The sequence below is a fragment of the Streptococcus sp. 449_SSPC genome (assembly GCF_001073005.1).
GTDB lineage: Bacteria > Bacillota > Bacilli > Lactobacillales > Streptococcaceae > Streptococcus > Streptococcus salivarius_F.
This window is the reverse complement of the sequence record NZ_JVGR01000012.1, coordinates 1-13,989: the sequence shown is the minus strand read 5'-3', so window position 1 is coordinate 13,989 and position 13,989 is coordinate 1. Positions and strand designations below refer to the sequence as shown.

3 protein-coding genes and 2 pseudogenes are annotated in these 13,989 nt (G+C 43.1%); 2 read left to right on the top strand and 3 right to left on the bottom strand.

Features of this window, described 5'->3' with window-relative positions; genetic code table 11:
* Positions 1 to 734, top strand: a pseudogene (locus ADH51_RS10260) (hypothetical protein); the annotation flags it as partial.
* Positions 735 to 815: 81 nt separating this feature from the next.
* Entirely contained in the window at positions 816 to 3,902 is a 3,087-nt protein-coding gene (locus ADH51_RS10255) for a hypothetical protein (RefSeq protein ID WP_048674169.1), read from the top strand.
* A gap of 494 nt (positions 3,903 to 4,396) precedes the next feature.
* Here the strand turns inward: ADH51_RS10255 and ADH51_RS10250 are convergent.
* The 3 genes and pseudogenes from ADH51_RS10250 to ADH51_RS02345 all read right to left on the bottom strand — a co-directional run.
* Positions 4,397 to 6,967 (bottom strand): annotated as a pseudogene (locus ADH51_RS10250) (accessory Sec-dependent serine-rich glycoprotein adhesin); the annotation flags it as partial.
* A gap of 272 nt (positions 6,968 to 7,239) precedes the next feature.
* Positions 7,240 to 11,715: an accessory Sec-dependent serine-rich glycoprotein adhesin gene (locus tag ADH51_RS02350; protein ID WP_048674167.1), complete on the bottom strand. Its 4,476-nt coding sequence runs from the start codon at positions 11,713 to 11,715 to the stop codon at positions 7,240 to 7,242.
* Between the two features lie 455 nt (positions 11,716 to 12,170).
* A partial coding sequence (locus ADH51_RS02345; RefSeq protein WP_048674165.1) for a MucBP domain-containing protein occupies positions 12,171 to 13,989 on the bottom strand: 1,819 nt, incomplete at its 5' end.

Sequence of the window (13,989 nt, the reverse complement as noted above, 5' to 3'; positions counted from 1 at the left end):
TTGAAATACTTGTTGAAGCACTTGTGCTTTCAGAGGCACTCAAGGATGCTGATGTAGAAGCTGACTCGGATACTGAAACGCTTGATGAAGCAGTTTCTGAGGCAGATGCACTTGCTGAGGCTGACGCAGAGACTGAGTTTGAGACAGACTGTAATTCTGAGACTGAGGCACTTGTTGATGCAGACTCGGAAATTGAGGTACTTACAGAAGTTGACTCTGAGGCTAATGCTGAAGCGGACGCAGACAATGACTCAGATACACTTGTTGAGGCTGATAGACTTGCTGAGGTACTCAACGAAGTTGAAATACTTGTTGAAGCACTTGTGCTCTCAGAGGCACTCAAGGATGCTGATGTAAAAGCTGACTCAAATGCGCTGACTGATTCCGACACAGATTCAGAAACTGATGTGCTAACGGATTCTGATACAGACGCACTTGTTGATGCAGACTCGGAATTAGAGACTGATTGTGATTCTGAGATTGAAGCACTTACTGACGCTGACTCGGAGTTTGAGACAGACTGTGATTCAGACACCGATGCACTCTCTGAGGCTGACTCGGAATTAGAAACTGATTGTGATCCTGAAAGAGATGTACTCAATGACGCCGACTCACTCAATGATGCTGAGTTAGATGTCGAAAGCGACTCACTAGCTGAAATGAAGCTTGAAGCTGAGTTCGAAATAGATTCAACAGTTGAAATAATCGCAGAAATTGAAGCACTAAAGGCTTGAGACTGGCTTTCAAATGCAGAAGCACCCAATGAGCTTGACGTACTCAATGATTCTGACTCTGAAGTCGAGATTGAGGAACTTGTGCTCTGTGATTCACTCAATGATGCAGACTCACTAACTGAAATTGAAGTACTTACTGACGCTGATTCTGAGTTTGAAGCAGACTGTGATTCTGAAACTGATGCACTCTCTGACGCTGATTCTGAGTTTGACACTGACTGCGACTCAGAAACTGATGCACTTTCTGAAGCGGATTCAGAATTTGATACAGACTGCGACTCAGAAATTGACGCACTTAATGAAGCGGATTCAGAATTTGATACAGACTGCGACTCAGAAATTGACGCACTTAATGAAGCTGATTCGGAATTTGATACAGATTGTGATTCTGAGACAGACGCACTTGTTGATGCAGACTCTGAGTTAGACACTGATTGTGATTCTGAAACTGATTCACTTACTAACGCTGATTCTGAAGTTGAAGCAGATTGTGATTCAGAAATTGACGCACTCTCTGAAGCGGATTCTGAGTTAGACACTGATTGTGATTCTGAAACTGAGGCACTTTCTGACGCTGACTCGGAAGTTGAAGCGGATTGTGATTCTGAAACTGACGCACTCTCTGATGCTGACTCTGAGTTTGAAACAGACTGTGATTCTGAAACTGAGGCACTCTCTGAAGCGGATTCTGAGTTAGACACTGATTGTGATTCTGAAATGGATTCACTTACTGACGCTGACTCTGAAGTCGAAGCAGACTGTGATTCTGAAACTGAGGCACTCTCTGACGCTGACTCTGAGTTTGACACTGATTGTGATTCAGAAACTGACGCACTTACAGATGCTGATTCTGAGTTAGACACTGACTGTGATTCGCTTACTGATGCACTTTCTGACGCTGATTCTGAGTTTGACACTGATTGTGATTCGCTTACTGACGCACTTACCGATGTTGATTCTGAGTTAGACACTGACTGTGATTCGCTTACTGATGCACTTTCTGAAGCTGATTCTGAGTTAGACACTGATTGTGATTCTGAAATTGAGGCACTTACAGACGCTGACTCGGAAGTTGAAGCGGACTGTGACTCAGATACTGACGCACTTTCTGACACTGATTCTGAATTTGATACAGACTGTGATTCTGAGATTGATGCACTTGTTGATGCAGACTCGGAATTAGATACTGATTGTGATTCTGAAACTGATTCACTTACTGAGGCTGACTCTGAATTAGAGACTGACTGTGATTCTGAAACTGATGCACTCTCTGATGCTGATTCTGAGTTAGACACTGATTGTGATTCTGAGACAGAAGCACTTTCTGAAGCTGATTCTGAATTAGATACAGACTGTGATTCTGAGATTGATTCACTTACAGACGTTGATTCTGAATTAGATACAGACTGTAATTCTGAGACAGATGCACTTGTTGATGCTGATTCTGAGTTTGATTCAGACTGTGATTCAGAAACTGACGCACTTTCTGACGCTGACTCTGACGTTGAAACAGACTGTGACTCAGACACTGACGTACTTTCTGAAGCGGATTCGGAATTAGATACAGACTGTGATTCAGAAATTGACGCACTTACCGATGCTGACTCTGAGTTCGATTCAGACTGTGATGTCGACGTTGATTCACTTACTGATGCTGATTCGGAGTTTGAAACAGACTGTGATTCTGAGATTGAAGCACTTACTGAGGCACTTTCAGAGTTAGAAACGGATTGTGATTCTGAAATAGATTCACTTACTGACGCTGACTCGGAAGTTGAAGCGGACTGTGATTCAGACACTGTTGCACTCTCTGATGCTGATTCGGAATTTGAGACAGACTGTGATGCCGATGTTGATTCACTTACTGACGCTGACTCTGAGGTTGAAACAGACTGTGATTCTGAAACTGAGGCACTTTCTGAAGCTGATTCTGAGTTTGACACGGATTGTGATTCTGAAATTGACGCACTTACTGAAGTAGACTCTGAAGTTGAAACGGATTGTGATTCAGACACTGACGCACTCTCTGAAGCTGACTCTGAGGTTGATTCAGACTGTGATGTCGACGTTGATTCACTCTCTGAGGCTGAAACTGAGTTTGAGACAGACTGTGATTCTGAAATTGATTCACTTACAGATGCTGAACCGGAGTTCGATTCAGACTGTGATGTCGACGTTGATTCACTCTCTGAAGCTGACTCTGAGGTTGAAACTGATTGCGACTCAGACACAGATGCACTTTCTGAAGCGGATTCTGAGTTTGAGACAGACTGTGATTCTGATACTGATCCACTTACTGAGGCACTTTCAGAGTTAGAAACTGATTGTGATGCTGAAATTGACTCACTTACTGACGCTGACTCTGAGGTTGAAACAGACTGTGACTCAGACACTGACGTACTTTCTGAGGCTGATTCTGAATTTGATACAGACTGTGATTCTGATACTGATCCACTTACTGAGGCTGACTCAGAATTTGAGACTGATTGTGATTCTGACACAGACAACTTTGTTGAAACGGACTCACTTAATGAACTCGAAACACTCTCAGATTTCACGGCACTCAAAGATGCACTCGCTGATGCTGATTCACTTTGTGAAACGCTCGTCTTCAAGGAATCACTCAAGGAGCTTGAAACGCTCTCTGATTTCACGGTACTCAAAGATGCACTCGTTGAAGCGGATTCACTTTGTGAAACGCTCGTCTTCAAGGAATCACTCAAGGAACTTGAAACGCTCGCCGATTTTACGGTACTCAAAGACGCACTTGTTGAAGCGGATTCACTTTGTGAGAGACTTGTCTTCAAGGACTCACTCAAGGAACTTGAAACGCTCGCCGATTTCACGGTACTCAAAGACGCACTTGTTGATGCAGATTCACTTTGTGAAAGACTTGTCTTCAAGGAATCACTCAAGGAACTTGAGATACTCGCTGATTTCACAGTACTCAAAGACGCACTCGCTGATGCTGATTCACTTTGCGAAACGCTCGTCTTCAAGGACTCACTCAAGGAACTTGAGACACTCGCTGATTTCTCGGTACTTAAAGACGCACTTGTTGAAGCGGATTCACTTTGTGAGAGACTTGTCTTCAAGGACTCACTCAAAGAACTTGAGACACTCGCTGATTTCACGGTACTCAAAGACGCACTTGTTGAAGCAGATTGACTTTGTGAAACGCTTGTCTTCAAGGACTCACTTAAGGAACTTGAGATACTCGCTGATTTCACAGTACTCAAAGATACACTTGTTGAAGCGGATTCACTTTGCGATTGGCTTGTCTTCAAGGACTCACTCAAGGAGTTTGAAACGCTCGCTGACTTCACAGTACTCAAAGACGCACTTGTTGAAGCAGATTGACTTCGAGATTGACTTGTCTTCAAGGACTCACTCAAGGAACTTGAAACGCTCGCCGATTTCACGGTACTCAAAGATGCACTCGTTGAAGCGGATTGACTTCGAGATTGGCTTGTCTTCAAAGATTCACTCAAAGAACTCGAGACACTTTTTGAGGCTACCGTGCTCAATGAAAGGCTGGTCGATGCAGATTGCTTAACAGACTCACTTCGACTTTGAGAAATCGATTCCTGCTTAGACTGACTGACACTTTGCGACACTGACTGGCTGTAATCACTATCCGACAATTTCACCGTCACAACATTCGTCGTACTATCTTTATAAGTAATCGTTACCGTACCATCACTATTAACCGTATAAGACTTAATACGGTTGGCGACCTCTGGATTCAAGGCAGACACTGTCGCAATAATCTTACTCTTATCTGCGTCTGTTAGGGCAGTCAGGCTGGTCACCTGAATAGTGCTTGTCGGTGCCACACCCGGTGTACGATCTGACAAGCGACCCTGAGTAATACGAATCTCACCCAAACCATTTGGACGGTTCATATTTGACGCATTGTCAATAGCAGCAACATTACGTTGCCATGTGTTTCGGAAAGAATGATAAAGGTCATCCTTCAAATGAATGGTCGTTGTGATGGTTGCAGGATTATCAGTCGTAGCTGTAATATCTCCCGTAATCGGTGCAATATTACCAGTTCCGTACTGGCTACTACCAAAGAAATTGCCGTTCAAGGCATTGTCATTCAAATCGGCTCTTGCAACAACTTTCATTTCTTTAAGCTTGCCACTGTCATCTGTAGCTGTGAAAGTCAAAACAGCATCATCACCAGCATAGAGGGTATAGTTTTTCCCACCACCTTCGAGAGGCGTAGACTTAGGTTCCACACCATCGACAGTCAACTTGGCCGTCACTTCAGGACGCGTTCCGTCCGTTACAGCCACCGAATTACTGGCATCTGAATACACCGCATAATCACCATACATGATGCGAGCTTTGGCTGTTACACCACCCGTTTGTAACTTAACAGTCGGCGTCACAATCGCTTGACCCGAAGCATCTGCCACTGCTGTTCCCACTTCGTCGTCATTATTGTATAGAACGACTGTGGAACCTGGCTCAGCTCCCGTCACCGTTACAGGCGTCTGTGTGTAAGCCTTGTCCAATAATCTCGTTTCAACAGTTGGTGCTGCAAGTCGCTTCACCGGAGCCGTCACATCATTTGTGGTGTTATCTTTATAAGTAATGGTCACCACACCAGATGATGAAACCGAATAAGATTTAAAGTCCTTTGAAGTGGCAATATTTGGGTTAGCAGTCTTAAATGCTTCCCAAACCTTATCTTTTTCAGCCTGAGCGAGACTACTTGTGTCATTAACAAAGGTACTCGTTGTCACCGCCGTAATCGGATTACGAATACCATCATTTTGTGGCAAAACCTGAATACGAAGCGTACGTGTCACTGACTGCTTAGCCGTATTAGTCACTACAAAAGAAACATTATAAATTTTCCCAGGCGTTACGACCTCTGTCTGCCCAACAGTCCCCACAATATTAAAGGCCACTGCACTATTTTTCAATGCAGAGGTCTGAGGCACGTTGATCCCATTCACACGATCACTACCAGAAGCGTAGCCAATGCTTTTAATACTATTTCGTGTAGGAATAGTTTCAACAACATTATAAGCCTGATTGATGTAGTCAGAGTTGTAAACAGAAATCAAGGCATTGTTAGCCGAACCTAAATTATACTGAGGTGCACGGAGGTTACTATTAGCATCAATTCGAGAACCATTACGAGGATCACGTTGACCAGATGTCGCACGAAGAACCGCATTGGCAAGACTATTTCTAGCCTGACGAGCCTGAGCAATCGTAGGTGCCACATCACTGTCACGATCAGCCAGGCTGACACGAATAGCATCCAAAGCTTTATCTCCCTTGAGAATAGCAACGTCCGTATTTGGCAAATCGACAGCTTGAGCTTTATAGGTATAAATGTCTAAGGCTAAATCTTTGAGTCGCTTTTCTTGCTCTAAACGCTCAGCATCAGCCACAACTGACGCAGCTAGCAGACCAGTCGCCGTATCTGACAATTGGCGATTCGTTTGAACTTCGGATGTCAAGGAAGCGTTCAACAAGGTTGATTCCGAGCTGACAAGAGTCATCCCCACTTTAGAGTCGCTACTACTATCACTCTTGCTAACTGACTGAACAGAGGCACTTGCGCTTTGCTCTGAAGTTTTTCCAAGCGTACTCTCAGACTGACTGTGAGCAGAAGAATCCGTCTGACTTACTGATTCCGATTTAGAAGCTAATGAAGCTGACAATGAAACTGAAAGCGAGGCACTCAATGACAAGGATGTCGATTTAGAAGCTAATTCAGAAGCAGACACCGATTGGCTGAGTGATAAAGACTCACTCAAAGAAGCCTCCAAAGTCTGTCTTGACGCAGTTTCAGATGACGCTTGACTATTTACTTGGCTATCTTGAACACTGGACACAGACTCCGTGTTTCCAAGAACAACGGAATCAGATGCAGCTAAGAGATCAGTCTTAGCTCCTGCTTCACTTTCCAAAATCGGCTGATCAGTCATTTCATCCGCATGAGCCACATGAGTCGCAACAGAGCCACCAAGCAAGGCCCCAGTTGCAAGCACTCCCTTAAGCACTGTCTGACCTGAAAAAGCAGGTGCATCCACCTCTACCTGCTGGGAAGCAACAGACGGTGTATCCACACCCCCTCTAAGCACCTTGAAAAGACCAAAATTCGACGTCGCCGCGCGAAGCCAGTGCTTCCCTGACTTAACCAATTTAAACCGTGTCACACGATCGGTTTCACGATATTGACCTTCATTCCTTCTAAAAAACATATATACTCCATTTATTTTTGATTAAAACACTCCTTTCAATTTTATCATAAAATTAAGCAAAAAATCTCATTTCAAGATTGCTTTCTAGCGATTAATCCTTTCTTTCATTTCCCTAAAAATACGATAATAATGCTAACCCTAAGACTTATTAAAACTATTTGTATTTTTAAAATATCAGACTAAAAAAATCCCCTACCAATTAGGAAATCTCTCTAATCGATAGGGGATATTTGATTGTCTAGCTAGAAGATAATGATTAAACTTACTAGGATTTAGAAGTCTTCACTTTCTTCTTCATCTTTCTTACGTTTGGCAAGAAATCCAAGACCAGTTGCAGTTGCCAAAGCACCCAAGGCCATACCTAATGATGAGTTTTCCTCACCAGTCTTAGGAAGCGCTTGGCTACCACGTTTGTGCTTAGGATCCTTCACTTCAGAAGTTGATTCTGATGCACTCATTGAGGCTGAAAGACTTGCTGATGTACTCAATGACGTTGAGATACTTGTTGAACTTGTGCTTTCAGAGGCACTTAAGAATGCCGATGTAGAGGCTGACTCTGATACTGAAACTGAAGCGGATGTGCTTACTGACTCAGATGCACTTGCTGATTCTGATGCAGAGACTGAAGCGGATGTGCTTGCTGATTCTGACGCAGAGACTGAAGCGGATGTGCTTGCTGAAGCCGACTCAGATGCTGAAGCGGATGCACTTGCTGACTCTGAGGCAGAGACTGAAGCGGATGTGCTTGCTGACTCAGAGGCGCTTGCTGATTCTGACGCTGAGACTGAAGCGGATGTGCTTGCTGATTCTGATGCAGATGCTGAAGCTGATGTGCTTGCTGATTCTGATGCAGATGCTGACTCAGATGCGCTTGATGATTCTGATGCAGATGCTGAAGCGGATGTGCTTGCTGATTCTGACGCAGATGCTGAGGCTGAGGCACTTGCTGACTCAGATGCAGATACTGAAGCGGAGGTGCTTGCTGATTCTGATACAGATACTGAAGCGGAGGTGCTTGCTGATTCTGAGGCAGATACTGAAGCTGACACACTTGCTGACTCAGAGGTAGAGACTGAAGCGGATGTGCTTGATGATTCTGACGCAGAGGCTGAAGCCGATGTGCTTGATGATTCTGACGCAGAGACTGATGCAGATGTGCTTGATGATTCTGACGCAGAGGCTGAAGCTGAGGCACTTGCTGATTCTGACGCAGAGACTGAAGCGGAGGTGCTTGATGATTCTGACGCAGAGGCTGAAGCTGAGGCGCTTGCTGATTCTGACGCAGAGGCTGAAGCTGACTCAGATGCAGATACCGAAGCGGATGCACTCGCTGATTCTGACGCAGAGACTGAAGCGGATGTGCTTGATGATTCTGACGCAGAGGCTGAAGCTGACGCACTTGATGATTCTGACGCAGAGACTGATGCGGATGTGCTTGATGATTCTGACGCAGATGCTGAAGCTGACGCACTTGATGATTCTGACGCACTTGATGATTCTGAGGCAGAGACTGATGCGGATGTGCTTGATGATTCTGACGCAGATGCTGAAGCTGACGCACTTGATGATTCTGACGCAGAGACTGATGCGGATGTACTTGCTGATTCTGACGCAGAGACTGATGCAGATGTGCTTGATGATTCTGACGCAGAGACTGAGTTTGAAACAGACTGTGATTCTGAGACAGAGGCACTTGTTGATGCAGACTCGGAATTTGAAACTGATTGTGATTCACTGATTGAAGCACTTACAGATGTACTTTCAGAATTAGATACTGATTGTGAGCCTGAAACAGATGCACTCAATGATGCCGACTCACTCAATGATGCTGAGTTAGATGTCGAAATAGATTCACTTGTTGAAATGAAACTAGAAGCCGAGTTCGAAATTGACTCAACAGTTGAAATAATCGCAGAAATTGAAGCACTGAAGGCTTGAGACTGGCTTTCAAATGCAGAAGCACTCAATGAGCTTGACGTACTCAATGATTCTGACTCTGAAGTCGAGATTGAGGCACTTGTTCTCTGTGATTCACTCAATGATGAAGACTCACTTACTGAAATGGATTCACTTACTGACACTGACTCTGAAGTCGAAGCAGACTGTGATTCAGACACTGATGCACTCTCTGACGCTGATTCTGAGTTAGACACTGATTGTGATTCTGAAACTGACGCACTTTCTGACGCTGACTCTGAGTTAGACACTGATTGTGATTCTGAAACTGACGCACTTTCTGATGCTGATTCTGAGTTAGACACTGACTGTGATTCTGAAATTGACGCACTTACCGATGCTGACTCTGACGTTGAAACTGATTGTGATTCAGAAACTGATGCACTTACTGACACTGACTCTGAAGTCGAAGCAGACTGTGATTCAGACACTGATGCACTCTCTGACGCTGATTCTGAGTTAGACACTGATTGTGATTCTGATACAGAAGCACTTTCTGAAGCAGACTCTGAATTAGACACGGATTGTGATTCTGAGACTGATTCACTTTCTGACGCTGACTCTGAGTTAGACACGGATTGTGATTCTGAAACTGATTCACTTACTGATGCTGACTCTGAGTTTGAAGCAGATTGTGATTCAGAAACTGACGCACTTTCTGATGCTGATGCTGAGTTTGAAGCAGACTGTGATTCAGAAACTGACGCACTCTCTGACGCTGATTCTGAGTTTGATTCAGACTGTGATTCTGATACAGAAGCACTCTCTGATGCTGATGCAGAATTAGACACTGATTGTGATTCGCTTACTGACGCACTTACTGACGCTGACTCTGAGTTTGATTCAGACTGTGATGTTGACGTTGAGGCACTCTCTGACGCTGACTCTGAATTAGACACTGACTGTGATTCTGAAACTGATTCGCTTACAGAGGCTGACTCATAATTTGAGACTGATTGCGATGCCGAAGTTGACGCACTTACTGACGCTGAAATTGAGTTCGACTCAGACTGAGATGTTGACGTTGAGGCACTCTCTGAAGCAGAGACTGAATTTGACTCCAACTGTGATGCGCTCACTGAAGCACTTGTTGAGGCACTTTCAAGAAGACTTTCTGAGATACTCTCTGAAAGAGAGGCTGATGCTTCCTCTGATTGAGAAAGAGAAGATGAAACAACCTCTGACTCAGATGCTGAAACCGATGCAGATTCTACCTTACTTGTTGATACAGATTCTGACTCTACTGTTGAAGCACTTTCTACGAGGCTTTGAGAAGTACTTAGAGATGCACTCGTTGTATCAGCTTCAGATTCAGACTCGATAACCTGACTACCATTAAAGAAGTTAACGGCAATCGTATCAGTCTTACCTGCATAAGGCGAGAAGGTGAAGGATGTATCATCACCAGTGATTTTAGCAGTCCAAGTCGATGTTAAACCATAACTTTTCTTAGCCTGAGTACCATTCATTTGGTAACCATTACCCCAAGTAAAGCCATCACCTTGTTTCGTAACTGTTGAAGTATTAGACTTTGGAGTAGCAACTTGATTACCACTCGAATCTGTAATGTAGTTTGTTACATTTGAAGGTGTCCCAAGTCCTTTACCAAGGGTAAACATCGTTTGTGTTGATGTTCCTGTATTATAGATAGAATATCCAGGAGACATTCTTGAAATATTCCCAAGGGTTGATGTTGCAGGATTTACATATGAAACAGTGTAGACAAAATTCAGATTTGTCCCGTCATTTGTCACTTTCAATGTATAGTAAATTGGAACATTATAGTTTGTATCTGTTCCACTTCCTGTATAAACCTTAGTCTCACCAGTCGCTAGGTTAAGATTTGAAGTGATAGCTGGAGTGCCATTCACTGTAGAGTTTCCATTGAATCCAGCATTTGTCAGCTTTGTCATCATGTTATCAACGGCATTACCAAGACGCTCACGCTGTTCTGCGTAAGCCGCGTTTGTTGCTGATGCCGCGATCAATGTTGTTGACTTAGTGACTTCTTCTTGAACTGTTGTAATAGCAGTTTGGATTTCAGCCTTAGCCACTGTGTCTGTTAATTTTGCTTGGTAGTTTTTAGCAATATTAACAAGCAATTCTGCTTCTGAAATGTTTTGATCCAAGACAGTTTTTTCATCCTCTTGGCTTGCAGTTTCTGAAGCAACTGAGCTTGTTGAAGTTGCTGAAGCAGAAGCTGATTCTGAGTTTGAACCACTTGTGCTTTCAGTTTCTGACTGGCTATCAGAAGTTGAGTACTCCTTGCTGAGTGATGCAGATTCTGAAATAGCTTGTGACAATTCAGCAGAAACTGATTGAGAAACAGATTGTGATACTGAAACTGATGCTTCCGTGCTTGCTTGAGCATCTACTGAAGAGCTTGTAGACTCTTGGCTTGTTGATGCTACTGCTGAAGCTTCAGAAACTGGTGCCGCACTCAATACAACTGACTCAGAGTTGACTGCCACATCTTGATTAGCAGTTACTTGGCTTTCCAAAGCTGGAGTTGTCGTTTCTTCCGCTTGGGCTGTATAAGTTGCCACTGCGCCTCCAGCCACTGCTCCCGCTGCTGCAATCCCTTTAAGAAGAGCTTGCCCTGAGAGAAGCGGTGTTTTTTCTTCAACACTTTGCGCTGAAACTGATGGTGCATCTGCCCCACCTTTAACAACCTTGAAGAGTCCAAAGTTGGATGTCGCAGCACGAAGCCATTGCTTACCTGATTTGATCAATTTAAAACGAGTCACGCGATCAGTTTCGCGGTATTCCCCTTCGTTCCTTCTAAAAAACATATCTACTCCATTCTTGTTTTATGTATTAAAACTCACCGATAAATTTTATCATAAAATTCTTGTAAGTTCTAATATAAACTATTATTTCCCTCAAAAAAGATTGCAAACGCTTTATGCTGTATAAATACTGAAAACGCTTGTTTCATAGCATTTTCACCCATCTTACATTTTGCAACATAAAACCTAAAGTTATCTTAAAATTCAACATCTACTTCTTCTACATCTAAGATTTCAGCTTACTAAACTAATCCTCTCCTCTATAATGCTAAGGCTAAATGAGACTTAGACTAACAATTAAGATAGGCTCTCTCATTTTCAAGAACGACAAAAAGACACACCCCATATCGGAATGTGTCTTTTTTAGAACGAAGCTAATCGGCTTATTCTTACTTAAGAGTAGTTAGTTTTTATTAGGACTAATCACTCATAAGTTTTAGGGGTAAGTCGAAGGAATATTATTCCTCAGTTTTTTTGCGTTTTGCCGCAAGAGCCAATCCAGATGCAGTTGCAAGCAATCCAAGAGCTGCTGTAGCTGCTACGTTAGACTCTTCACCAGTGTTTGGCAATTGTGCCATTTCTTGTGCAGGTTTAACTGGAGTAGCTTTAGCTGGAGCTTTAGGAGCTGGATCAACTGGTTTACCTGGAGTTGGTTGTTCAGGTTTACCTGGAGTTGGTGTTACTGGTTTTTCTGGAGTTGTATCGACAAGTTTGTAAACGTAAGTTACATTCTTATCGCCTTCGATTACTTTACCAGTTACTGGGTCAGTTGTAGTCAAGTGACCATCACCATCTACAGAACCTACTGGGTAGTTACCTTGTGGCACCAATTCGTAAACTTTACCATCAGCAGTAACAATTGTCTTAGGACGGTTATCGATTACTGTATCGTAATCTTTACCTACTGGTTGACCAAATTCATCTGTTACTGATTGTTTGATAGTGTTACCATTTTCATCTACATAGTGAACGTAAACATTACCCTTAGGTTGAGCTGGTTGTTCTTTGAGTTTGTAGATGTAAGTAACGTCTTTACGTCCTTCGATAACTTTACCTGTTGTAGCGTCTGATGACTCAAGGTGACCTTGTCCATCAACTTTACCTACAGTGTAGTTACCTGCTGGTACCAATTCGTAAACTTTACCATCAGTTGTTGTGATAGTCTTAGGACGATTGTCTACTACTGTATCGTAGTCTTTATCGACTGGTTGATCTTTTTCATCAACAACTGAAGTCTTGATTGTCTTACCTTCAGTATCTTTATAGTGAACGTAAACGTCACCCTTCACTTCTTTGTAGACGTAAGTGATGATTGAACGTGGTTTATCAACTTTACCTTTAATTGGGTCAGATGATTCAAGGTGTCCATCGCCATCAACTTTACCTACTGGGTAGTCACCTTTCGGTACGATCTTGTATGTCTTACCGTCCGGAGTCTTGATTGTGTTAGGTTTTTCACCTTCCTCAGTTGTGTTATATGGAGTATCATATGGTGAGTTTGGTGTGTCTTGACGAGGTTTCTTGATTTCTTTACCTTTTTCGTCTACGTATGTGATGATTACGTCACCTTCTTTAGGTTTCGTTGGATCTTCTTTAAGTTTGTAGACGTAAGTTACGTTCTTATCGCCTTCGATAACTTTACCTGTTGTAGCGTCATCACCTGTCCAGTGACCTTGTTCGTCGACTTGACCTACTTTGTAGTTACCTGCTGGTACCAATTCGTATGTCTTACCTTGGAATTCGATTTCTTTTGGACGGTTGTCTACTACTGTATCGTAGTCTTTACCTACTGGTTGATCTTTTTCATCTGTTACAGATGCTTTGATTGTGTTACCTTCAGTGTCTACGTAGTGAACATATACATTACCCTTAGGTTGTACTGGTTGTTCTTTAAGTTGGTAAACGTAAGTTACATTCTTATCGCCTTCGATAACTTTACCTGTTGTAGCGTCATCACCTGTCCAGTGACCTTGTTCGTCGACTTGACCTACTTTGTAGTTACCTGCTGGTACCAATTCGTATGTCTTACCTTCGAATTCGATTTCTTTTGGACGGTTGTCTACAACTGTATCGTAGTCTTTACCTACTGGTTGTGCCAATTCATCTGTTACAGATGCTTTAATTGTCTTACCTTCAGTGTCTACATAGTGAACATATACATTACCCTTAGGTTGTGCTGGTTGTTCTTTAAGTTTGTAGACGTAAGTTACGTTCTTGTCGCCTTCGATAACTTTACCTGTTGTAGCGTCATCACCTGTCCAGTGACCTTGTTCGTCG

Excerpts from the sequence above, each read along its gene's own strand:
- ADH51_RS02350 (WP_048674167.1), bottom strand. The coding sequence starts at position 11,715 with ATGTTTTTTAGAAGGAACGAAGGGGAATACCGCGAAACTGATCGCGTG.